The sequence below is a fragment of the Salegentibacter salegens genome (assembly GCF_900142975.1).
Taxonomy (GTDB): Bacteria; Bacteroidota; Bacteroidia; order Flavobacteriales; family Flavobacteriaceae; genus Salegentibacter; species Salegentibacter salegens.
The window spans coordinates 3,025,641-3,049,066 of record NZ_LT670848.1; the positions used below are offsets into that span (position 1 = coordinate 3,025,641).

Here is a 23,426-nt window from a genome sequence, read left to right on the forward strand (position 1 = left end):
TTTCAAAAGTTTGCAAATATAACAATTATGTTTGCTCCACAATAATTTGAGCAAGTTTGTACATATTCTTAAACAGTTTTTAAAATCATTTATTGCTTAGTTGCGCTTATCCTCACCCCACATTAACTTTTTTCTAAGGGTGTGAAGGAAACTATCGCCTTTAAGTTCAACAAGATTTATTGCGTAGGGTGCTTTTTCTATAATGATTTCGGTATCATTTTCCAGGGTTGCAATTCGGGAATCCATAGAAACTAAATGTGATTCTTCCCGCCCCGAAACCCGAAGTGTTATTTTAGTATCGTCTTTAATTACTAAGGGCCGCGCATTTAAATTGTGCGGTGCGATGGGAGTAATTATAAGAGAGCCGGCATCTGGCGTAATAACAGGACCGCCACAGCTAAGGGAATAACCTGTAGAGCCTGTGGGTGTAGATACAATTAGCCCATCTGCCCAGTACGAATTTAGATATTGATCGTTTAGCCAGGTGTCTACAGTAATCATAGAGGTAGTGTTCTTTCGACTTACGGCGACTTCGTTAAGAGCAATATTTCTAAAAATTGGGTCGTGGGTAGGTGGATTGGTACTAATATTTAAGACAGTGCGCCGGGAAATGCTGAATTTCTTCTCTAGAATACTTTGTAGGCATTCTTTAATTTCCTCTTTTTGGATTGTAGCTAAAAAGCCTAATCGGCCAGTATTAATGCCAACAATTGGAATATCTAAATTCCTAATATAATTTATAGATTTTAAAATAGTGCCATCTCCCCCAATGCAAAAAAACAAGTCAAAACTGTTATCTAATTCTTCAAAAGTGGTGAAGTGGGAATAATTTTCATCTATAGTTTTATTGAGATGAATTAGCTCCAGGAAATTTTCTTCAATTACTACTTTAATATTTTCGCGCTTCAGTAATTCCAGAAGCTGCCCTATATAGATCCCGGCATTGGTATGGTAAAACTGACCGTAGATGCCTACTTTCATATATTCATATATTTATCTAAATACTTAGAACGGTCTCTAAGATTTTTATTGAAATTGTCTTCCCGGTGTTCTGAAATAATCTTGTACCCATAGCGGCGGAAAGATTGAATAATCTCATTTATCCCCGAAGGGCTTAATTTAACGGTAATCTGGGCAACATCATTTTCAATTTTTGAAATAAAGATACCAAGAATATTGGCGTTATTAGATTCGGTTATTTGGGTGATTTCGCTAAAGGAATAATCTTTAATTGATTTTTGAATTACAATAATATTTCCCGCTTCACTTAAAAAAGGCGTTTCGTTAAATAAAGCAATAATTTCGTTGAGTTCTACATAACCCAAATAGATATTTTCTTCATCTAAAACAGGAAGAATATTGGTGTTGTTTTGAGCAAAACGTTCTAAAATATCTAACCAAAAATCTGTGTTTCTTACAAAGAAACCTTCCAGAGCGTATTGATAATCTTCCAGGCTTTTATCGGCTTCAAAGCAACGAATATCGTTTTCTGAAATACAACCCATATAAATACCGTTATTTTCTACCGGTAAATGCGAATAGGTTAATTGATTGAACAAGTCCTGGACTTCCCCAATTTTATCAGAAAAATGCCTTATTGAGACATCGTTAATTATAAAATCTTCCATGTTCATGATGTCGCTTCCTTTTTATGCAAATTAATTAAAATAAAATTCATTAGGGCATTTACAAGTTTGTATTTTTGTTAAACAAAAGCTTATAAAATGACGAAATTAAGTGTAAATATCAATAAAATTGCGACTTTAAGAAATGCCCGTGGCGGCAATATTCCCAACGTGGTAGCAACCGCTAAAAATATAGAATCTTTTGGTGGGCAGGGTATTACCGTGCACCCAAGACCAGACGAGCGCCATATTACTTACCAGGATGTGCGGGACCTTTCACCAATCGTGAAAACCGAATTTAATATTGAAGGAAATCCGGTAGCGAAATTTATTAATTTGGTGCTGGAAGCTCAACCAGCACAGGTTACTTTGGTGCCAGATGCCGAAGATGCCATTACTTCTAATGTAGGGTGGGACACTATTAAAAACAAAGAATTTCTTCAGGAAATAATCCAGGAATTTAAGAATAATGGCATTCGCACTTCTATTTTTGTTGATCCCGATGAAAAAATGATTGAAGGAGCTGCAGGAACAGGAACAGATCGCATAGAATTATATACCGAAGCTTTTGCGGTAAAGTATGCCGAAGGTGATAAAACCGGTGTAGAACCCTATAAAAGATGTGCAACTTTAGCGCATCAATTAGGTTTAGGAATTAATGCCGGGCACGATCTTTCTTTAGATAATATTAAATATTTTAAAGACAATGTGCCTTATTTAGATGAAGTTTCTATTGGCCACGCGCTAATTGCCGAAGCTTTATATATGGGGCTGGAAAATACTATTGAAAAATATCTTGAACTATTGAAATAATTCATTTTTCGAAATAAAAACAACAATGAAATTAAATTCTATAATTATAGGAGAGGGTACACCGCTTTTAATTCTTCACGGTTTTTTAGGAATGAGCGATAACTGGAAAACTATTGGTAATAAACTTGCTGAAGAAAAGAATTTTCAGGTTCACCTAATAGATCAACGTAATCACGGGAAAAGTCCGCATACAAAGGAGCATAGCTATGCGTTAATGGCTGAAGATATTAAAGAGTATTGCGAGCAAAATTCTTTGTCAAATATTATTTTAATGGGGCATTCTATGGGAGGAAAAACGGCGATGCTTACTGCGGCTGAATATCCCGATTTGGTAGAAAAACTTATTGTGGTAGATATTGCTCCTAAATATTACGAACCGCACCATCAGCAAATATTAGATGGTTTAACTGCTTTAGAAGAGGCTAATTTGGAATCAAGACAGGAAGCCGATAAATTACTTTCAGAATTTATTTCAGAAAAACCGGTGCGACTTTTTCTTCTGAAAAATCTAAATCGTAAATCTGAAGGTACCTACTGCCTAAAAGTAAACCTGGAAACTTTAAAAAATAATATTGAAGAGGTTGGCAAATCACTTCCGCAGGATAAAACCTTTAACGGTCCTACGCTTTTTATAAAAGGTGGAAATTCAAATTATATTAAAGAAAAAGACAAACAGGAAATTAAAAAACAATTTCCTGAAGTTAAATTTGAAGAAATTGCAAATGCCGGCCATTGGGTTCACGCTGAGAAAATGACCGAATTCTATGAATCTATAGTTGATTTTCTTTAAAATCCTTCTAAATTTATTATGTGTGCATAATAAATTGTTCATTTTTGTTGAGTAATATGTAATTTATGCTAAATTTGAGAATAATAAATTATTAGTATAGAATAAAATCCAAATCAATTATGAGAAAATTACTTTTCCTGGGCCTTTTTGGTCTAATGGCTGCGGTAACTTATGCAGGTGGGTATAGGGTGAGTCTCCAGGGGCAAAGATCACTAGCTATGGGCCACACCGGTGTTGCGGTAGTTAACAATGCTGAACTTGCTTTTTTTAACCCCGCAGGGCTTGTGTATCTTGAAGACAAGATAAATTTAGCAGCAGGTGCCAGTGCTGTTTTTTCCAATGTAAAATACCAAAATTCAGAATTCGGAATTAACTCTGAAACCGATAGTCCTGTAGGTACTCCTTTTTATGCCTACGGTTCTTACCGTGTAAACGACTGGTTAACATTAGGTTTGGCTGCGTATACTCCTTATGGTAGTAGCGTAGAATGGCCAGCCGATTGGGCCGGGTCTCATTTGGTAAACACTATAGATCTACAGGCTATTTATATCCAGGCTTTAGCTGCAGTAAAAATTTCAGATAAATTAAGTGTGGGTGGTGGTCCTATCTATGTAAATGGATCGGTGAACTTTAATCGTAACCTAAACCGTACTTTAACCGATATTGACGGAAACCGTGCCAATGTAACGGTAGATGCCAGCGGTGTAAGCGCCTTTGGGTGGTCTGCCAGTGCAATGTATAACGCAACGGAAGATTTACGTTTTGGTATAAATTACCGAAGTGAAATTATGGTTGAAGCTGAAGGTGGTGATGCCGATTTTCAAAATATCCCAAATTCTCCTTTAACTTCTTTTCAGGATACACAATTTGATGCTGCATTGCCTATGCCTGCTGAACTTTCGGTAGGTCTTTCTTATGAACTTCTGGATAAATGGCTTTTTGCATTCGATTATAATATGACATATTGGGATGTGTACGAATCTCTGGATATAGATTTCGCAAATGCAACCCCAGATTCTAATAATCCAAGAAACTATAAAAATTCCTCTACTTACAGGTTTGGATTGCAGTATCTTGCAAACGAAACCGTTACCTTGAGAGTTGGGTATTATTTTGATGAATCTCCGGTACAATCAGGCTATTTTGCTCCTGAAACTCCAAGAAACGACGCCCACGGTTTTACCGGCGGACTTTCTTTACACGTAAATGATAAATTCTCTATAGATGCGGCCTTCCTGTACAATAGGTATGAGGAGATAAACGAATCTTACGATTATTATACCGAGAATGGAGAGTCTGTTCCTTTTGAGGGAACTTATAAAACTTCAGCCTTTATTCCGGGACTTGGTGTAACCTACAAATTATAAAATTTAGAAGATGAAACAGTATTTTAAATATATAGCAATATTAGCGCTGGGAATTGTTTCCTGCGAGCCAGAATTTGATAATCCGGTAGACGAAGCCGGTGCTTACAGTAACGGGGAAGCCGATTTTTCTCGCTACGTAGCGCTTGGTAATTCCCTTACCGCAGGTTATGCAGATAATGCCCTTTATATTACCGGGCAGGAAAACTCTTATCCGAACATTCTTTCACAACAATTTGAAAAGACTCAGGATATTGAAGAGTTTAGAATTCCTTTTATGAACGATAATGCGGGTGGACTTTTAGCTGGAGGTACCCAAATTACAAATAATAGATTGGTTTTATCTGTGGTAGATGGTGATACACTGCCACGAGTATATACCGGAATGCAACCAACTACTGAAGTAGGAAATGTACAACAGGGGCCGTTTAGTAATATGGGAGTTCCGGGAGCTAAATCTTATCATTTAGGTGCCGCCGGATACGGTAATATTCAGGGAGTAGCTGTAGGAACTGCAAATCCTTATTTCGCTCGTTTCGCATCTGCGCCAAACGCTTCAGTAATGGAAGATGCGCTTGCACAAGCCCCAACATTCTTTTCTTTATGGATAGGAAACAACGATGTGCTTGGTTATGCAAGATCTGGTGGAACTGGAGAATATCAATTAAACAATTTGGAACCTTCTACTTATGGGGAGAATGATATTACAGATCCGAATGTTTTTGGTAGTATATATAGTCAAATGGTACAGGCTTTAGTTGCAAATGCAAGTGGTGGGGTTCTTATCAATATTCCTGATGTAGCTTCGGTTCCTTTTTTTACAAGAGTTCCGGCTAATGCTATACCTTTAGATGCGGCAACTGCAGGCGCTCTTAATCAGCAGTTTTCAGCCTATAATACTCAGGTTCTTCCAGGCCTGGTTCAAGCTGGATTTATTACTGCAGAAGAAGCTCAGGCAAGACAAATTAATTTTGCTGAAGGTCAAAACTATGTAACGCTGCAAGATGAATCGCTTACTAATATTGGTCAGGCTATTCAGGGTCCACCTTTTAACCTGGATCCGCAAACAGCCGGTTTATTAAGTCAGTTAAGACAAGCTACCCCAACAGATCTTATTCCTTTAACCAGTTCAGGAATTCTTGGAACTCCCGTGGGAGATAATCCTAGTATGATTAACGGTGTTTCTGTTCCTCTGGGAGATGAGCATGTCTTGACTAATGCAGAACAGGAATTGATTAAAGATGCTACTGATAGATACAATCAGGTTATTTCCGGGTTGGCACAGGCTAATGATCTTGCATTTGTAGATGCCAATGCAATGCTAAATACTCTAGCCACAGAAGGAATCGCTTTTGATGGAGGATTTGTAACTTCAGATTTTGTAACTGGAGGAGCTTTTTCGCTAGATGGAATTCACCTTACACCTCGAGGAAATGCAATAGTTTCAAACCGAATAATTGAAGCCATCAATAATACGTATAATGCAGATGTGCCTGAAGTTAACGTTGGATCCTACGGTACAGTGACATATAACAACGAAGTTCAATAAGAACACATACTTTTTGTTGCAAATATAAAAACGCCGGGGGATTTCCCGGCGTTTTTTGTATTTTTCAGAAACTAACTAATCTAAATATTATGAATTTCATTCTAAGAATATTACTTACCGCATTAGCTGTAGTTGTTCTTGCCAAATTTTTGCCGGGTGTTGAGGTAGAAGGCTATTTAACTGCAATAATTGTGGCAATTGTTCTGGCTATCTTAAACTTACTGGTAAAACCTATTTTAGTAATTTTCACCCTTCCGGTTACTATTCTAACCCTGGGCTTATTTTTATTGGTAATAAATGCAATAATTATCTTACTGGCAGATGCTTTTGTTTCAGGATTTGGAGTTAGCGGCTTTTTTATCGCTCTGCTTTTTAGTTTGCTTTTATCCCTCTTTCAATCACTCCTGTTTTCTTTGTTGGGAAAAGATTAGCATAATATTGCTGAAATTCAATAATTTGAAACTTTGCGAGCTTGGGAAAAAAGTGTAATTTTGCACACCAATTTTTATAACAAGTCAAGATGAATATTACCAGAGAGAATATTGATGAATTGAATGCGGTGGTAAAAGTAGATATCGCCAAAGAAGACTATGCCGGTAAAGTTGATAAAATTTTAAAGGATTACCGTAAAAACGCCAATATTCCCGGCTTTAGAAAAGGGCACGTGCCTATGGGGATGGTAAAAAAACAATACGGGCAGGCTGTTTTGGTAGATGAAGTAAACAAACTTTTACAGGATTCCCTAAATAAATATCTTACCGAAGAAAAACTTGATGTTCTTGGAAATCCTATTCCAAAGGAGCAGGAAAACTTCGATTGGAATAAAGAAGAATATAGCTTTGAGTTCGAACTTGGTTTGGCTCCAGATTTTGAGGTAAACCTTGATCTTGATAAGCCGGTTACTCATTATAATATTGTTGCAGACGAGAAAATGGTGAATAGCCAGATTGAATCTATGCGTAAACAATATGGGAAAATAACTTCTAAAGATGAAGCTGAAGAAGGAGATATCGTTGCCGGAACTTTCAAAAATGAAGAAGAAGGAATCGAGAAGAGCACTTCAGTTGAATTAGAAAAGATTAAGGGAAAACGCAATCTAAATAAATTTGTTGGAGCTAAAGTTGGAGATGTAATCACTTTAAAGACCAAAAGTCTTTTTGAAGATGATCATGATCTTGTTCAGCATTTAGATGTAGAGCACGATAAAGCCCACGATCTTGATATTGAAGTTGAGTTTACGGTAAATGAAATAAGTCATAGAGAACTTGCTGAGCTTAACCAGGAGTTATTCGATAAGCTTTTTGGGGAAGGTAAAGTTACCAGTGAAGACGAGCTTAAAGAAAAGATAAAGGAAGATGCAGCAAAGCAATTTAAGCAGCAGAGCGATCAGCAGTTAATGAACGATGTGACCAAGCAGCTTATTGAGCAAACTAAATTTGAACTTCCAAAGGAATTTCTTCAAAAGTGGATTCAAACGGTAGGTGAAAAGCCAATGACCGAAGATGAAGCCAAAGAAGAATATGAAAAGAGCGAAGAAGGTTTGCGTTACCAGTTAATTGAAGGTAAAATAGTAAACGAAAATAATCTTACAGTAGAGTTTGAAGATCTTAAAGCTTTTGCGAAAGAAAAGATCAAAGAACAAATGGCTCAGTTTGGCCAAATGAATCCTGGAGATAAAGAACTTGACGATATCGCGGCAAGAATTCTTTCTAACCAGGATGAGGTTAAAAGAATGTCAGAGCAATTAATGAACGAGAAATTGCTTGATTTCTATAAAGAAAAAATGTCTTTTGAAGAAAAGGAAGTGACTTACGATGAATTTGTGAAAGAGATATACGAGTAAGCTTTTTCTATAAATTTATACTTATATTTAAGGCGTTAAACCATTTGGATTAACGCCTTTTCACTTAAAAGGCAGCTAAGAGAAAAAGCTTAAAAACAGAAAAATTGATGGATTACGGAAAAGAGTTTGAAAAATACGCCACTAAACATCACGGTATAAATAGTAATTATTACCAAAAGATAGTGAGCAGCGTGACTCCTACGGGAATGACGCCAAATATTATTGAAGAACGACAAATGAATGCCGTTGCTATGGATGTTTTTTCCAGATTGATGATGGATAGAATTATCTTTATGGGGACTGCAATTAACGATCAGGTTGCAAATATTATCCAGGCGCAAATGTTGTTTTTGGAAAGTACAGATGCCTCAAAAGATATTCAAATCTATATAAACTCTCCAGGAGGAAGCGTTTATGCAGGTTTGGGAATTTATGATACGATGCAGTTTATAAAACCAGATGTGGCTACAATTTGTACAGGAATGGCGGCCTCAATGGGAGCTGTATTACTTTGTGCAGGTGAAAAAGGAAAAAGAAGCGGTTTGCCGCATTCCAGAGTTATGATTCATCAGCCATTAGGAGGTGCTCAGGGTCAGGCTAGCGATATAGAAATTACAGCTAGAGAGATCTTAACCCTTAAAAAAGAACTTTACGATATTATCGCAAAACATTCAGGCCAATCTTACGAGAAAATTGAAGAGGATAGTGATCGTGATTACTGGATGAAGGCCGATAAAGCCAGAGAATACGGGATGATCGATGAGATTTTAACACGAGAAGGATAAGAATTAATTTTTAGTTTATTATTTTATAAACTGAAAGTTGAAAAATGACGAAATGGCGAAAGAAGAATTAGAATGTTCGTTTTGCGGTAGAAAGAAACCCGAAACTAACTTACTTATAGCAGGCTTAGACGCGCATATATGTGATAAATGTATAGAGCAGGCGCACGGCATTGTAATGGAAGAGCTTAAGCAGGGAGAAGCCAAAGAATTGTCTTCAGACCTTATGCTGAGCAAACCAAAAGTAATCAAAGAGTTTTTAGACCAATACGTAATTGGCCAGGAAGCGACCAAGAAAGTGATGTCTGTAGCTGTTTATAACCACTATAAAAGGTTGTTGCAGCCGGCAAGCGACGATGATGTAGAAATTCAAAAATCTAACATCATTATGGTTGGGGAAACCGGTACGGGTAAAACTCTTATCGCCAAAACCATCGCAAAAATGCTTAATGTACCTTTGGCTATTGTAGATGCTACGGTACTTACCGAAGCAGGTTACGTAGGGGAAGATGTAGAAGGTATCTTAACGAGATTGCTTCAGGCAGCCGATTATAATGTTGAAAAAGCGCAACGCGGAATTGTATTTATTGATGAAATAGATAAAATTGCCCGAAAAAGCGATAACCCTTCAATTACCCGTGATGTTTCTGGGGAAGGCGTTCAGCAGGCTTTATTGAAATTACTGGAAGGAACTACCGTTAACGTACCACCAAAAGGAGGCCGTAAACACCCCGATCAGAAATTTGTTGAGGTTGATACCGAAAACATCCTTTTCATAGCAGGAGGAGCCTTTGATGGTATTGAGCGTAACATTAGCAAGCGTTTAAATATGCAGGCTGTTGGTTTTAGCGCTTCAAAAAGTGATGATACCATTGAGAGAACCAATCTTCTGAAATATATTATTCCGAAGGATTTGAAAGATTTCGGACTTATTCCTGAAATAATAGGAAGATTGCCGGCACTTACTTATATGAATCCGCTGGATGAAAGCACATTGCGTTCTATCTTAACCGAGCCCAAAAATGCCATCGTAAAACAATATCAAAAATTGTTTGAAATGGACGATATCGAATTCGAAATGAGCGATGATGCCCTGGATTATATAGTTGAAAAAGCTGTAGAATATAAATTAGGTGCAAGAGGTTTAAGATCTTTATGCGAAGCAATCCTTACCGATGCTATGTTTGACATGCCCGAAAGTGGCCATAGCAAACTTAAAGTTACCAGGGAATATGCCGAGGATAAATTAAATAAATCAACGATAAGTAAACTTAAGGCGGTTTCTTAAAAAACCACTTTAGACCAAGTTAAAAGCTGCCGGGAAATTAAAGTTTTCCGGCAGCTTTTTTATTTTTTGAATAGTTTAGAATCCTGGAATAGGAGTTTAATCCAGGATTTTATAATGAATAGGCTTAAAGCTACCGTTGTTACTGTCTTCGGCAGAACAAGCGGTTAAGGCCACAATTAGGTCCATTTTTGCTTCAAATAATACGTAATCTCCTGCTTTGCTTAATGGCGGATCTACACTTATTTTTCCTTTTTCATCAAATTGAACGTTCATAAAAATGTTGAATGCAGTTGGAATATCGTCTGGCTCAATTTTAAATTTTTCCAGGCTGGTATATAGATTTTCAAAACAGCTGGGATGATAACCTTTATAATCATACATCACTTCAAAAGTTTCAGGGCTACAGGGTGCTAATAAAAAATCATTTCTGCCATTAGTGTCTTCCAGGATTTCCATCATCTTTTGGCTGCGGTTGCTCCATAGAAAGTTGCCTGAACTTATTAAAATAGATTCTTCAAAATCCAGCGTCTTACCCGATGATAATTTTTCCCTTCTGTCTTTTGCATTAAATAAAACCATATCGCTAACCTGTTCGCCTTCGGGATCTATCACCTTTAGTCGCTGTCCTTTTTTCAATTTAAAGGCCGCTCCAGATTGTTTTTTTATCACTTGCATTTATGCTCTTTTTTAATGTTTTCGCTTAACGCGGAAGATAAATTATTTGGTCGCTTTTCCAAATGTGAAGTAACCGATTCTATATCATCTTTTTCAAATCCCTGGTGTAGTTTAGCAATGCCCTGAATTTTCTCTACTTCACACCAAAATCCTGTGATATGGGGAAGATGGTCTTCCCGCATTTTTTCAGGAATATCTTTATAATACAACGGATTTTCCTGGGGTTTTTCAAAAGTAGCAACAAGCTCTTTTAGCGATTCTTCAAGCTCTTCTCGCGATTGGATTTTCAGCTTAACATTTACGTGAACCGCCGAATAATCCCAGGTGCTAATATCTTTTTTCTTGTACCAGGAAGAAGAAACATAGCCATGGGCGCCCTGAAATATCAAAAGAGCTTCCTTACCATCTTTTAGATATTTAAACTGCTCATTGTGGTTTGCTATATGCGAAAATAAAATAAAGTCTTTCGCTGTGCCGTGAGTGAGAACCGGGATATGTGTGGCTAATAATTGGTCACCGTTAATTATAAAAGTTGCAAAAGGATGATGCTGTATAAAGTTTAAAATAAATTCAGGGTCATCCTTTTTATATTTTTTAGGCTGATACATTGTTATTTTTTTTCTTGATGAAAAGGACATTTCCATTCCTCTCCAACTTTACGGCCACTATATTGACGAGCTTCACTTTTATCGCCAAAATCTTCTAACATTGGGTTTATATTTCCCTGTAATTCGGTGTCACGGTCCCTAATTTTATCTCTAACAGTATAATAGGCTCCCATTTCCCGTAATTTTTCAAACTGCCAGTGCAGGTTAAATGCTAAAGCCGGGTAAGGGCTTTGTCTCGCTTTTCGGCTGCTGTTTGGGTGTAGCCCAACCATATAAAAAGCTTTACCACCAATGCTAAAGCTAAAGTTATTGTCTTCCGGATTGCTGCTCACCGTAGGATCCCAGGCTTTGTTATCTATATTATGCAGAAATTCTAATTGTTTCCAAAGTGCGGTTTCAAACTGGCTTTCAGAAAAAGATTCCTGGTCTTTAAAAACGGCCATGAATGTATGAAACTCATTCGATTCAAAATCGTAGTTTTCAATGTACTTTTCTAAATCTTTGTATATGAGTTTTGCTGTTTTCCGGCTGGGGAATTCATCGTAGGTGTGGAGGTCTATATGGTCCTGGCCAAATACTGTTTGGGCCATTATACAAGGATGGTCTTGCGTTAGCACAAAGTCTTTAAAGGCAAGTTCTATAGCTTTATCTGTAGAAGCTTTTAACTGCTTTACTTTTGATTTTTCTCGGGTAGAAATCATAATATATTGAATGGTTATTTTTGTAAAACTATCAGGTTTTCTTCAACGTTCTATGGGGTTTAAGAATAAATTAGTTCAAAATTTTAAAAGATTAACAGGCAATCCTTCATTTTTTCTTGCGGTATCGAATCATTAAATACAACATGAGTCCATTTAGACCCAGGGAAACTCCATTAGTGGCAATTATAGGAAGATCATTTTGGGTAATTCCGTAGATAACCCATAGAAAAACGCCCAGTATAAGAATACTAAACATTCCCGGCGAAACATCTTCTACTTTCTTGGTTTTCCAGGCTTTTTTAATCTGCGGAATAACTGCTACAGTTGTACAAATTCCTGCCGCAAGCCCTAAAATATCGGTCCACTCTAAAATCATCCTTTACTTATTTATAACATCTTTTGTAAGCCACGCTTCTAATTCCTGGTCTTTATTTGAAGTATGTAAGACCGAAATATCACCGGTAGTTTCAAAAACTACAGCCCGCACCTGCGAAAGATCTAAAACATTGGCTTCTCTTAGTTTTGACCTAAGATCACCTTCGGTAACCCGGGCTTTCTTTAAATTTTCATGAAGTATCTTTTTACCGTCCATAAGAAGTAGTGGGGAGTTGTCAATTGCTTCCTGAAACCAGGAAAAACGTCTTAAAATTGCCGCCGAAATTTGCAAAATATATACAGCGGCCAGCCCCACAATACCGTGTATTAAGCTTACCGAGGCCGATAGAATTGTAGTTGCTAAAATAGAACCTACAGCAACCGTCATTGCGAAATCAAAACTGGACATTTTTGAAAAACTGCGTTTTCCGGCAATTCTCGTAAAAATTATAATTGCCATGTAAATTCCCCCGGCGGTTAGGAAAATTGCCAGAATAGATGTCCAGGAAGCTTCAAACCATTTTTCCATAATAAGTTTTTAGTAATTTAATTGATTTTAGGCTTATCCCCCAATAATTTCACCGCCATTTACGTGAATAATTTGGCCAGTAATATAGCTGCTATCTTCACTTGCAAGAAAAACGTAAGCCGGAGCCACTTCAGAAGGTTGTCCTGCTCTTCCCATTGGGGTATCCTGGCCAAACTCGCTCACATCATCAAAAGTCGCGGGAATTAGCGGTGTCCAGATGGGTCCGGGCGCAACACCATTCACCCTTATTTTTTTATCGGCCAGCATTTTTGATAAAGACCGGGTAAAACTTACAATCGCGCCTTTAGTACTGCTATAATCCAGTAAATGTTCACTACCGCGATAGGCTGTGACAGAAGTGGTGTTAATTATAACATCGCCTTCCTGAAGCTGTTGTAATGCCTCTTTCACAATATAAAAATAAGGATAGATATTGGTTTCAAAAGTTTTGTGAATTTGCGCTGTACTTATCTCATCTATATTTTCTTTAGGAAATTGTATTGCGGCATTATTCACAAGGATATTTAGTTTTCCTAATTTCTTAGATGTTTCTTCCAGAGCCTCTTTACAGAAGTCCTCCTTTTTTAAATCCCCTTCAATAATAAGACATTGTTTTCCTTCCTTTTCTACTAACTTTTTGGTCTCCAGTGCGTCTTCATTTTCCTCTAAATAGATAATTGCAATATTTGCTCCTTCCCTTGCAAAATGCACAGCAATACTTCTTCCAATGCCACTGTCGCCGCCGGTTATTAAAGCATTTTTGCCTTCTAATTTACCAGAACCCTTGTAGTTTTTTCTAATGATTTCCGGCTCCGGATTCATTTTATATTCTTTTCCGGGTTGCTCCTGTTGCTGGTTCGGAAATTTTTCTGGTTTATTCATATTGGTTAATTTTTGGTTGGTATTTTTAGCTATAAATGTTTCATAATTAATAGTTTACTGAAATTAGGAATAGCCAGAAGTATAAAATTAATAAGCTTTGCTTACAATAAAATGTTAAGGATTTATAAGTCTTTCTAAAGAAGCCTTTAAAAACCTAATCCGGTTAAAAAAATATTCATTTGTGTTAATTGAATACCTTTGCCAAATGAATTTATTAAAGATTGGCCATCGTGGCGCCAAGGGCCATTTAGCCGAAAATACACTGGAGAGTATTCAAAAAGCCCTCAATTTTGGCGTTGATGCAATAGAAATAGATGTGCATAGATGTAAAACCGGCGAGTTAGTGGTAATTCACGATTTTACGCTAGATCGAACCACCAATGGGAGCGGTGAAATTGCGAAAAAGTCTTTAGCCGAATTAAAAAATCTTAAGGTTGAAGATCAATTTGAAATTCCTTTACTTACCCAAGTTTTAGATCTTATTGAAAGAAAATGCACGATAAATATTGAGTTGAAAGGTTTAAATACCGCAACCGCTACTTCAGAAATTATTACAAATTATATTGCTGAAAGAAACTGGAAATATGAAGATTTTATTGTTTCCAGTTTTCAGAAAAACGAGCTGTTTCAAATGCGCAAATTGGACGAAAATGTTCCGTTGGGGATATTGAGTAAAGCCAGTGTTACTGAAGCTATAGAGTTGGGAAAATTATTAAAAGCATCGGCAATTCACCCATCCCTGGGAATTATTACGCGAGATAATGTGAAGGCCTCTCACGAGGCCGGATTTAAAGTAAACGTATGGACCGTAAATGAACCTCAGGATATTGAGCGAATGCGTGAATTTGGGGTAGATGGAATTATATCAGATTTTCCCGATAGGCTTTTATAGCGTAGAAGCGACATGTTTATAGAAAACTTGATAAAGTTGAATATTGTTGAGCTCCAGAGGAGCGGCACAAATTTTATAATTAGAAGAAATTGATGCAAAATTTCGATATTATTATTATTGGCGGCGGTGCGGCGGGATTTTTTACCGCGATAAATGCAGCTGAAATAAACCCAAACTTGAAAATTGCCATTTTTGAGCGAGGCAAAGAAGTACTTACCAAAGTTAAAGTCTCGGGCGGGGGAAGGTGCAATGTTACCCACGCTGAATTTCTTCCGAAGGAACTTAGCACCAATTATCCTCGTGGTGAAAAAGAATTGTTGGGCCCGTTTCACAGTTTTATGACCGGTGATACGATGGAATGGTTTGAAAATCGGGGGATTCAATTAAAGATAGAAGATGATGGAAGAATTTTTCCTGTTTCAGATGATTCCCAAAGTGTTATTGATTGCTTTTTGCAGGAAACTCAAAGACTCAATATTCAGGTTTTAAAAAGTCACGCAGTTCAGGCATTTCAGAAAGAAAAAGATTTTTGGGAGATAAAGACCAGTAAAGGAGATTTTTCAGCAGAAAAAATGATGCTTGCAACGGGGAGTAATCCCAAAATTTGGAATATGCTTAAGAATCTTGGGCATAAAATTATTGAACCGGTACCTTCCCTTTTTACGTTTAATATTAAGGACGAGAAAATTAAGGACCTGCCAGGAGTCGCTACTGAAGCCGAAGTAAAGATAAATTCAAAAAAAGTTAGTTTAGAAAGTAAAGGGCCTTTGTTGATTACCCATTGGGGGATGAGTGGCCCGGGGATTTTAAAACTTTCGGCCTGGGGAGCAAGGGATTTAGAAAAACTGAATTATCAGTTTGAAATTAAGGTAAACTGGTTACCCGGGAATACTTCAGAAGAAATTTTAATTCGATTAAAAGATTTAAAAACTAAACTAGCGAAACAGCAGGTTTTAAAAAATGCACAATTCGATTTGCCTAAACGCTTGTGGAGAAATCTCATAGTAGCCGCAGGAATTACAGATGGTACACCCTGGGCCGATTTAAATAAAAATCAGCTGCAAAATTTAAGCGCACAACTTACCGAGGCCGTTTTCAAAGTAAATGGAAAAAGCACATTTAAAGAGGAATTTGTTACGGCCGGTGGGGTAGATCTTAAAGAAGTGAATTTTAAAACTTTTGAGAGTAAACTTCACAAAAACCTATTTCTTGCCGGGGAAATTTTAAATATTGACGCTATAACCGGCGGATTTAATTTTCAGAACGCCTGGACAGGGGGCTTTCTTGCCGCAAAAGCAATGAGTGAATATTAGTTGAGTCGCCAAATTTCAAAATTAAGTGCTATGGCAAAAAGCACCCAAATTGCATAAGGAATAAGAAAATAAGCAGCGATATTGTTGACCACTTTAAACCATTTTATGGTGAAAAGAATTAGAATAAACAAAGCGATAATATTTAAAAGCGCTAAAAGTGGTTTCTGGAGTCCGAAGAAAAGTAGCGACCAGGAACCGGTTAACAATAATTGAAACCCAAAATGGTATAAAGCAGTTTTTACCCATTTGTGATAAAAACCTTTGCTCCATACTATTCCCGCGGCTACACCCATTAATACATACATTAAAAATAAAATGGGTCCAAACATAGCGTCTGGCGGATTAAACCAGGGCTTGTTTAATTCTGGATACCAACCTTCATATCCGGTTTGGCTAGCAATAACACCCATAAACCCGAAAAGCAAACAAATGCCAATGGCCACCGAACTTCGTAAAAAGAGTTTTTTGGTCATTTTTGGTTGATTTTCTAATTAAAATTAAAAAATATTCGACTGCAGTCTTTAAAATATTAGTGTATAATAATCACTAATTCAGACTTTAAGCCTGAGTTTTCAACTACTAAAATATAAATTTATTTGAACCGGGAAAGAAAATTCCCAAAACATAAAACATATCTTTGCGTGCAAATTAGGTTTTAAAATATTATTAAGCATATTTTAAAATACTTATAGTCTTTAAATTTTTGCTATGCGTGAACAGGATTTTATTCCAAAGCAATCTTCAAACAGGATAGAAAAAGGCGAGGTAAGCTGGCAGTCTCCCAGTAATATCGCTTTGGTAAAGTATTGGGGAAAAAAAGAGAATCAAGTTCCGGCGAATCCTTCGGTGAGTTTTACATTGAATAATTGCAAAACCACGACCAAACTGGAATTTGAGAAGAAAACAGAAAAAGCTGGAATCTTTGATTTTGAACTTTATTTCGAAGGAAAAAAGAAGGAAGATTTTAAACCCAAAATTCAGCAGTTTTTTGAACGAATTGAAATCTATTGTCCATTTCTAAAAGAATATAAATTTAATATTTTTACTAAAAATTCATTTCCTCACAGCAGCGGTATCGCGTCTTCTGCAAGCGGAATGAGCGCCCTGGCACTTTGCGTAATGAGTTTGGAAAAGGAATTGGATTCCGCTCCAACAAAAAATGAAGAATATTTCTATAAAAAAGCTTCATTTTTAGCCCGATTGGGTTCAGGAAGTGCCTGCCGCAGTTTAGAAGGCGAATTAATTGAATGGGGCGAACACAAGAATATTCCAGGAAGCAGTGATCTTTTCGGGATTAAATATCCTTTCGAGATCGATGAGATTTTTAAAACTTTCCAGGACACAATTTTATTGGTTGATAAAGGCCAAAAGCAGGTAAGCAGCAGCGTAGGTCATAATTTAATGCACGGCCACCCTTTTGCTGAAAACCGTTTTGCCCAGGCACATTCAAATTTAGATAAATTGAAGAAGGTTTTTGCTTCGGGCAATTTAGATGAATTTATAGCAATTGTAGAAAGCGAAGCGCTCACGTTGCACGCGATGATGATGAGCAGCAACCCTTATTTCATTCTAATGAAGCCTAATACCCTAGAAATTATCAATAAAATATGGGAGTTTAGGGAAAACACTAAAACCCCGGTTTGCTTTACCCTGGATGCCGGTGCTAACGTGCACGTGCTTTACCCCGAGGCAAATAAAGCAAAAGTTTTAGAATTCATTAAGAATGAGCTAGTTGCCTATTGTGAAAAAGGGCAGTATATTTGCGACGAAGTTGGTGAGGGAGCAGAAAAAGTTGGTCCTATACAATAAGCTGAAAAACAGGGTTTAATAATTATTCGTATTTTTAGCTAAAAGCATTCGCTATGCAAGTAGATTTTAAAAAATTCGAACTGCTGGATTGGTTGAAAGACCTGGAAGATGAAAATGTTCTTAATGAGATTAAGGCTATTAAGGACAGGAATGAGGAATTCGATTTCGATAAGGAATGGGAAAATGGTTTAACTGGCGAAGAATTTAAAGCAGAAATGCGTAAAAGGATTAATAAATATCCGTGGAAAAAGTAATTTTTACCAGATCCACCTTAGAGTATTTTGATAATTTGGTGCATACTCTTTTTAGGCAAGACTATTTTTCTTTTAAAGAAAATGCACAAAATTACGTTGATAAAATTGTTGATTTTGTTACAACGAAAATAGACAGTTTTCCGCATAAAATCACTCCGGAGAACTTACGTTTCTTAGGCACTTATTATATTTTTTACAAACCTAATAAGCGTACAACCTGGTATGTGTTTTTTGAAAAAAAGCAGCAACACTATCTGGTTACCACAATAATGAATAATTATTGTAAAGAAATTGCAAGTTTAAGTGAAGGCTAAAATCAAAGCTTCCATTGAATTAAAACATTAGAATATGAAAGGACCTTTATTTTATTCAAAAATCTTACTCTTTGGAGAGTATGGGATCATTAAAGATTCCAAAGGTTTATCCATTCCTTATAATTTTTATAATGGAGCTTTAAAAGTAGATGAAGATCCTTCTGAAGCTGCTATTGCCTCTAACAAAAGTTTACGCCGATTTGTAGCATACCTGAGCGAGCTTGAGCAAAATAATCCGGAATTGGTTCAATTTGATATAGCCGCATTAAATGCAGATATAGAAAAAGGCATGTATTTCGATTCAACCATTCCGCAGGGATATGGAGTAGGTAGCAGCGGTGCTTTGGTTGCGGCAATTTATGATAAATATGCAACCGGAAAAATCACCGTATTAGAAAATCTTACCCGCGATAAATTATTAAAACTGAAAAAGATCTTCGGGGAAATGGAATCTTTTTTCCACGGAAAATCGTCAGGTTTAGATCCGCTTAACAGCTATTTAAGTATTCCTATTCTTATAAATTCTAAAGATAATATTGAACCTGCTGGCATTCCGTCGCAGACAGAAAACGGCCAGGGTGCTGTGTTTTTATTAGATAGCGGAAGCACTGGGGAAACCGGCCCGATGGTTGGGATTTTTATGGAAAATATGAAACAGGAAGGTTTCCGTCAAATGCTTAAAGAGCAGTTTGTAAAACATACAGATGCCTGCGTAGACGATTTTCTTAAAGGTGACGTAAAATCTTTATTCACCAACGTAAAAAGGCTGTCGCACGTGGTGCTTGATAATTTTAAACCAATGATTCCTGCCCAATTTCATAAACTTTGGAAACACGGGATAGACACCAACGATTATTACCTGAAACTTTGTGGTTCGGGTGGCGGTGGCTATATTTTAGGTTTTACTGAAGATATCGAAAAAGCTAGAAAATCTCTTAAAGATTACAAATTAGAAGTGGTTTACAACTTCTAAATTCACCCACCCTACATGGCGTCCACTTCTAACAAGCGCTTATTGCTGAAAATGCTTAGTTTGTTTTCGGTGGTTCGTGGTTATAATATTCTTGTGCTTATTGTAGCACAATACCTTACTTCGGCATTTATTTTGGCGCCAGAGCTACCATTACGTGAAATTATTTTTGACGATAATTTGTTTTTTCTCATTCTGTCTTCTGCCACGGTAATCGCTTCGGGATATATTATTAATAATTTCTACGACAGTGAAAAAGATCTGATTAACAGGCCCAAGAAAACAATGTTAGATAGGTTTGTAAGTCAGCGTACCAAACTTTCAGTCTATTTCATTCTTAATTTACTCGCTATTTTCTTTGCGAGCTATGTATCGTTTAGAGCAGTAGTTTTCTTTTCGATCTATATATTTGCCATCTGGTTGTATTCCCATCGTTTAAAGCGCATTCTATTCCTGGGAAATCTCGTGGCTTCCATCTTAACAATTACGCCGTTTTTCGTAGTTTTTGTGTACTATAAGAATTTTGAAACGGTAATCTTTATCCACGCTACTTTCCTGTATCTAATGATTGTAATGCGGGAACTGGTAAAAGACCTGGAAAATATGCAGGGTGATTTGCTGCAAAACTATCAAACGATTCCAATTGTTTATGGTGAGCGACTTAGTAAGGTTTTTCTTTCAGTCTTAAGTATTTTGGCTATTATTCCTATTTTGCTTTTAATCACTCGATATAACACGGGTTATATGGATTACTATTTCTATGTGTCCCTGCTGCTACTTGTATTCTTCTTGTTGTATCTCTATTTCAGTAAGGCAAAATGGCAATATTTATTACTTCACAATATTCTTAAACTAATAATTGTAGTAGGTGTTTTCAGCATTCTACTTATAGATATTCAAGAAGTGCTCAACAGAGTATTCTAATCATTTATTTAAAAAATTTATATGAAAAAAGATCATAGCTATTTTCTGAAAAGAGCCATTCAATTGGCCGAAGAAGGTATGGATAAAGGTAATGGCGGCCCGTTTGGGGCAGTAATTGTAAAGGATGGCGAAATTATAGCTGAAGCGAATAATAAAGTAACGGCCAGTAACGACCCAACAGCGCACGCCGAGGTTGTGGCCATTAGAAAGGCTTGTGAGAAATTACAGGATTTTCAACTGGAAAATTGTATTTTATATACCTCCTGTGAGCCTTGCCCAATGTGTTTGGGGGCAATTTATTGGGCGCGTCCCGAGAAGGTGTTTTATGCGCTTAACCGGGAAGACGCTGCCAAAATAGGTTTTGACGACCAGTTTATTTATGATGAAATTGCCTTGAAAATGGACAATCGTAAGATCCCTTTTGAAAATTTAATGCGGGAAGAGGGACTTCCGGTTTTTCAAAAATGGGAAGCTAAGGGAGATCGCGTAGATTACTAATCTACTGGTTTTTAATAGAAATTGGTGGTGAAATCTTTGGGCGAAATAGAATGCCACTATAAATCAATAGAGTACCTTTGCAAAAAATTAGCGATATGAGTAGAAACGATAAATCTAAAGGTGGAAAAGTTAGCGGAAGACAGGGTGGTGGAAACACCAAAAAGTCTTCAGCCCGCGGCAATGCGCCTATAAAACAGCAGCAGTCGGCTCCTAAAACTCCTTCCAAAACCGATGGAATTCGTTTAAATAAATATATTGCCAACGCCGGAATTTGTTCTCGTCGTGATGCCGATATTTTTATTTCTGCCGGAAACGTAACCGTGAATGGAAATGTGGTTACCGAAATGGGTTATAAAGTAGCCCCAACCGATGAGGTTAAATTTGACGGAAGAAGAGTAAACCCCGATAAGCCAGAATATTTTGTCTTGAATAAACCAAAAGGTATTTATGTAACCGGGAGTATAGAAAAAGGAGGTAAAACCGTAATGGATATTATGGCTAAAGCCACAAAGGCGAAACTTGATCCCGTGGGAAAATTAGATACCCAGGCAATGGGGCTTCTAGTTTTTACCAATGATGGTACTTTGGCTAAAAGGCTGGGTAAACCAAGAAACGGAATTAGGCAAATTTACCAGGTAAACCTTACCAAACCACTTTCTGTAGAACATTTAGAGAAAATTAGAAACGGTGTGATCCTGGAAGACGGGAAAGTGAACATTCAGGATATTAGTTACATTGCCGAGAGGCCTAAGAACGAAGTTGGGATAGAAACCAACAGCACAAAAAATCATATTATACAAAGACTTTTTAAAAGTCAGGGATATGAAGTTGAAAAACTGGATCGTGTAGTTTTTGGCGGACTAACGAAAAAAGACCTTCCGCGTGGCCGTTTTAGAAGGCTTACAGATCAGGAAGTTATTAATTTAGGAATGCTTTAAAAAAAGTGATTCCGTATTAAGTTTTTTAATATTTTTGAACCGGATTGAGATCTCTCTTTCCGGTTTTTAATTTTTGAATATTTAATGCATATAATTAATTGACAGGAACTTACAATCAATACGCATTGGGGCGACACCCGTTGACGCAAATTCTTTGCTTTGAGCCTTTACAGAGTTTGAATTCAAACCTTTTAAAATTATTCTTAACATTAATTTACCAGTCATTTCTTTTGGTGCGAAAAATTAATGCCTAAATTTTTACCTTTAATAAATAAACCAAAAAATTGAATACTAAATACAGCGATTTAATAGACCAAACCTATTATTTTCCTCAGGAAGAGTTTACTCTTGAAGGCACCGAATTAAAATTTCATGATATTGATCTCATGGAGCTTGTGAAACAATATGGAGCTCCGTTAAAATTCACCTATCTGCCTAAAATATCAGAAAATATTGGCCGCGCGAAAAAGTGGTTTGCAGATGCTATGGCGAAACACGATTATAAAGGGAGTTATAATTACTGCTATTGTACTAAGAGTTCGCATTTTCAGCACGTCTTAAACGAAGCTTTAAAAAACGATATCCATATTGAAACCTCTTCGGCTTTCGATATTAATATTGTGGAGCAACTTAAGAAATCTGGGAAAATTACCAACGATACTTACGTGTTATGTAACGGTTTTAAACGTGATCAATACATAGAAAATATTTCACGTTTGTTAAATAGCGGACACAGAAATTGTATCCCGATTATTGATAATTATGAAGAAATAGACCTTCTATCTGAAAAGATTGATGGTAAATTTCCTATCGGAATCAGGATTGCTTCAGAAGAAGAACCAAAATTTGAATTCTATACTTCAAGGTTGGGAATAGGTTACAAGAATATTGTGCCTTTTTATAATAAACAGATAAAGGAAAACGACCAGGTTTCTCTAAAAATGCTCCATTTCTTTATTAATACTGGTATTCGAGATACAGCCTATTATTGGAATGAATTGCAGAAATGTTTACGGGTTTATGTAAACCTAAAAAAGGTTTGCCCAGATTTGGATAGTTTGAATATTGGGGGAGGTTTTCCGGTTAAAAATTCCCTGCATTTTGAGTATGATTACGCCTATATGGTAGACGAGATCATTAATCAGATCAAATTATATTGCGAGGAAGCTGAAGTTGATGTTCCTAACATTTTCACCGAATTTGGAAGTTTTACCGTTGGAGAAAGTGGCGGTGCCATCTATGAGATTTTATATCAAAAGCAACAAAATGATCGCGAAAAGTGGAATATGATTAATTCTTCATTTATAACCACTTTGCCAGATACCTGGGCCATAAGTAAGAAATTTGTGATGTTGCCGGTGAACCGTTGGAACGATGAATATGAACGTGTTCTGCTAGGGGGATTAACTTGCGATAGTGACGATTATTATAACTCAGAGCAGAATGTAAACGCAATCTATCTTCCGAAGTATAAAAAGGATAAACCGCTTTATATCGGCTTTTTTAATACCGGGGCTTACCAGGAAACTATTGGAGGTCACGGGGGCTTGCACCACTGTTTAATTCCGCAGCCAAAACATCTGCTTATCGATAAGGATGAAGATGGGAATATTAAAACCAGTTTATTTAGCCCGGAGCAAAATGCCGAGGATATGCTTAAAATCCTGGGTTATAATGGAAGCAATTAATT

27 protein-coding genes are annotated in these 23,426 nt (G+C 36.8%); 18 read left to right on the forward strand and 9 right to left on the reverse strand.

Going from position 1 to position 23,426, the window contains the following annotated elements:
• Positions 1 to 96: 96 nt before the first annotated feature.
• Together B5488_RS13565 and B5488_RS13570 are read right to left on the reverse strand one after the other, a co-directional pair.
• Entirely contained in the window at positions 97 to 981 is an 885-nt protein-coding gene (locus tag B5488_RS13565) for an NAD kinase (RefSeq protein WP_079735754.1), read from the reverse strand.
• On the reverse strand, positions 978 to 1,634 hold the full coding sequence (locus tag B5488_RS13570) for a CBS domain-containing protein (protein ID WP_079735755.1): 657 nt from the start codon (positions 1,632 to 1,634) through the stop codon (positions 978 to 980). Before B5488_RS13570 ends, B5488_RS13565 begins: the two co-directional genes overlap by 4 nt.
• Before the next feature lie 90 nt (positions 1,635 to 1,724).
• On the opposite strand from B5488_RS13570, the gene B5488_RS13575 reads away from it, so the two are divergent.
• From B5488_RS13575 to clpX, 8 genes are all read left to right on the forward strand, one after another.
• The gene (locus B5488_RS13575; protein WP_079735756.1) at positions 1,725 to 2,438 is read left to right on the forward strand and encodes a pyridoxine 5'-phosphate synthase; all 714 of its coding nucleotides are present in this window, start codon (positions 1,725 to 1,727) and stop codon (positions 2,436 to 2,438) included.
• A 25-nt stretch (positions 2,439 to 2,463) separates the two neighbouring features.
• Complete coding sequence (locus B5488_RS13580) at positions 2,464 to 3,228, forward strand: alpha/beta fold hydrolase (RefSeq protein ID WP_079735757.1); 765 nt, start codon at positions 2,464 to 2,466, stop codon at positions 3,226 to 3,228.
• Positions 3,229 to 3,347: 119 nt separating this feature from the next.
• Positions 3,348 to 4,595 carry an OmpP1/FadL family transporter gene (locus tag B5488_RS13585; protein WP_079735758.1) on the forward strand — a complete coding sequence of 416 codons (1,248 nt, stop codon included), beginning with the start codon at positions 3,348 to 3,350 and terminating at the stop codon, positions 4,593 to 4,595.
• A gap of 10 nt (positions 4,596 to 4,605) precedes the next feature.
• Positions 4,606 to 6,141 carry an SGNH/GDSL hydrolase family protein gene (locus tag B5488_RS13590; RefSeq protein WP_079735759.1) on the forward strand — a complete coding sequence of 512 codons (1,536 nt, stop codon included), beginning with the start codon at positions 4,606 to 4,608 and terminating at the stop codon, positions 6,139 to 6,141.
• Between the two features lie 89 nt (positions 6,142 to 6,230).
• A complete protein-coding gene (locus tag B5488_RS13595) occupies positions 6,231 to 6,572 on the forward strand; it encodes a phage holin family protein (protein ID WP_079735760.1) in 342 nt (113 codons plus the stop codon).
• A gap of 89 nt (positions 6,573 to 6,661) precedes the next feature.
• Positions 6,662 to 7,984, forward strand: coding sequence for a trigger factor (gene tig / locus B5488_RS13600; protein WP_079735761.1), 1,323 nt, complete (start codon positions 6,662 to 6,664; stop codon positions 7,982 to 7,984).
• A 107-nt stretch (positions 7,985 to 8,091) separates the two neighbouring features.
• On the forward strand, positions 8,092 to 8,769 hold the full coding sequence (gene clpP / locus B5488_RS13605; protein ID WP_079735762.1) for an ATP-dependent Clp endopeptidase proteolytic subunit ClpP: 678 nt from the start codon (positions 8,092 to 8,094) through the stop codon (positions 8,767 to 8,769).
• Between the two features lie 52 nt (positions 8,770 to 8,821).
• Positions 8,822 to 10,054: an ATP-dependent Clp protease ATP-binding subunit ClpX gene (gene clpX / locus B5488_RS13610; protein ID WP_079735763.1), complete on the forward strand. Its 1,233-nt coding sequence runs from the start codon at positions 8,822 to 8,824 to the stop codon at positions 10,052 to 10,054.
• Positions 10,055 to 10,150: 96 nt separating this feature from the next.
• On the opposite strand, the gene B5488_RS13615 is transcribed toward clpX, so the two are convergent.
• The 6 genes from B5488_RS13615 to B5488_RS13640 all read right to left on the reverse strand — a co-directional run bounded on the left by B5488_RS13615 (position 10,151) and on the right by B5488_RS13640 (position 13,824).
• The gene (locus B5488_RS13615; protein WP_079735764.1) at positions 10,151 to 10,729 is read right to left on the reverse strand and encodes a DUF1989 domain-containing protein; all 579 of its coding nucleotides are present in this window, start codon (positions 10,727 to 10,729) and stop codon (positions 10,151 to 10,153) included.
• Positions 10,720 to 11,337 (reverse strand): FMN-binding negative transcriptional regulator, encoded by a 618-nt coding sequence (locus B5488_RS13620; RefSeq protein WP_079736624.1) that lies wholly within the window; start codon positions 11,335 to 11,337, stop codon positions 10,720 to 10,722. Before B5488_RS13620 ends, B5488_RS13615 begins: the two co-directional genes overlap by 10 nt.
• 2 nt (positions 11,338 to 11,339) lie before the next feature.
• Complete coding sequence (gntA, locus tag B5488_RS13625; RefSeq protein WP_079735765.1) at positions 11,340 to 12,038, reverse strand: guanitoxin biosynthesis heme-dependent pre-guanitoxin N-hydroxylase GntA; 699 nt, start codon at positions 12,036 to 12,038, stop codon at positions 11,340 to 11,342.
• Between the two features lie 106 nt (positions 12,039 to 12,144).
• Complete coding sequence (locus B5488_RS13630; RefSeq protein WP_079735766.1) at positions 12,145 to 12,414, reverse strand: SemiSWEET family sugar transporter; 270 nt, start codon at positions 12,412 to 12,414, stop codon at positions 12,145 to 12,147.
• 3 nt (positions 12,415 to 12,417) lie between these two features.
• Complete coding sequence (locus tag B5488_RS13635) at positions 12,418 to 12,942, reverse strand: DUF421 domain-containing protein (RefSeq protein ID WP_079735767.1); 525 nt, start codon at positions 12,940 to 12,942, stop codon at positions 12,418 to 12,420.
• A 33-nt stretch (positions 12,943 to 12,975) separates the two neighbouring features.
• Positions 12,976 to 13,824 carry an SDR family oxidoreductase gene (locus tag B5488_RS13640; protein WP_079735768.1) on the reverse strand — a complete coding sequence of 283 codons (849 nt, stop codon included), beginning with the start codon at positions 13,822 to 13,824 and terminating at the stop codon, positions 12,976 to 12,978.
• A gap of 205 nt (positions 13,825 to 14,029) precedes the next feature.
• Between B5488_RS13640 and B5488_RS13645 the strand changes: the two genes are divergently transcribed.
• Together B5488_RS13645 and B5488_RS13650 are read left to right on the forward strand one after the other, a co-directional pair.
• On the forward strand, positions 14,030 to 14,716 hold the full coding sequence (locus B5488_RS13645) for a glycerophosphodiester phosphodiesterase (RefSeq protein WP_079735769.1): 687 nt from the start codon (positions 14,030 to 14,032) through the stop codon (positions 14,714 to 14,716).
• A 92-nt stretch (positions 14,717 to 14,808) separates the two neighbouring features.
• Positions 14,809 to 16,029 (forward strand): BaiN/RdsA family NAD(P)/FAD-dependent oxidoreductase, encoded by a 1,221-nt coding sequence (locus B5488_RS13650; RefSeq protein ID WP_079735770.1) that lies wholly within the window; start codon positions 14,809 to 14,811, stop codon positions 16,027 to 16,029.
• Here B5488_RS13650 and B5488_RS13655 read toward each other — a convergent pair.
• Complete coding sequence (locus B5488_RS13655) at positions 16,026 to 16,502, reverse strand: TspO/MBR family protein (protein WP_079735771.1); 477 nt, start codon at positions 16,500 to 16,502, stop codon at positions 16,026 to 16,028. The genes B5488_RS13650 and B5488_RS13655 overlap by 4 nt on opposite strands.
• 235 nt (positions 16,503 to 16,737) lie before the next feature.
• Here B5488_RS13655 and B5488_RS13660 point away from each other — a divergent pair, with 235 nt between their 5' ends.
• The 8 genes from B5488_RS13660 (at position 16,738) to B5488_RS13695 (ending at position 23,424) form a co-directional block, all read left to right on the forward strand.
• On the forward strand, positions 16,738 to 17,838 hold the full coding sequence (locus B5488_RS13660) for a diphosphomevalonate/mevalonate 3,5-bisphosphate decarboxylase family protein (RefSeq protein ID WP_079735772.1): 1,101 nt from the start codon (positions 16,738 to 16,740) through the stop codon (positions 17,836 to 17,838).
• A gap of 53 nt (positions 17,839 to 17,891) precedes the next feature.
• Positions 17,892 to 18,092 (forward strand): hypothetical protein, encoded by a 201-nt coding sequence (locus B5488_RS13665; RefSeq protein WP_079735773.1) that lies wholly within the window; start codon positions 17,892 to 17,894, stop codon positions 18,090 to 18,092.
• A complete protein-coding gene (locus B5488_RS13670; RefSeq protein WP_079735774.1) occupies positions 18,080 to 18,406 on the forward strand; it encodes a hypothetical protein in 327 nt (108 codons plus the stop codon). Before B5488_RS13665 ends, B5488_RS13670 begins: the two co-directional genes overlap by 13 nt.
• Positions 18,407 to 18,440: 34 nt before the next feature.
• Complete coding sequence (locus B5488_RS13675) at positions 18,441 to 19,379, forward strand: mevalonate kinase family protein (protein WP_079735775.1); 939 nt, start codon at positions 18,441 to 18,443, stop codon at positions 19,377 to 19,379.
• Positions 19,380 to 19,394: 15 nt separating this feature from the next.
• Positions 19,395 to 20,300: a geranylgeranylglycerol-phosphate geranylgeranyltransferase gene (locus B5488_RS13680; RefSeq protein WP_079735776.1), complete on the forward strand. Its 906-nt coding sequence runs from the start codon at positions 19,395 to 19,397 to the stop codon at positions 20,298 to 20,300.
• Positions 20,301 to 20,321: 21 nt separating this feature from the next.
• Positions 20,322 to 20,798, forward strand: coding sequence for a nucleoside deaminase (locus B5488_RS13685; protein WP_079735777.1), 477 nt, complete (start codon positions 20,322 to 20,324; stop codon positions 20,796 to 20,798).
• 95 nt (positions 20,799 to 20,893) lie between these two features.
• Positions 20,894 to 21,736, forward strand: coding sequence for a pseudouridine synthase (locus B5488_RS13690; protein ID WP_079735778.1), 843 nt, complete (start codon positions 20,894 to 20,896; stop codon positions 21,734 to 21,736).
• A 284-nt stretch (positions 21,737 to 22,020) separates the two neighbouring features.
• The gene (locus tag B5488_RS13695) at positions 22,021 to 23,424 is read left to right on the forward strand and encodes an arginine decarboxylase (RefSeq protein WP_079735779.1); all 1,404 of its coding nucleotides are present in this window, start codon (positions 22,021 to 22,023) and stop codon (positions 23,422 to 23,424) included.
• Positions 23,425 to 23,426: the final 2 nt, after the last annotated feature.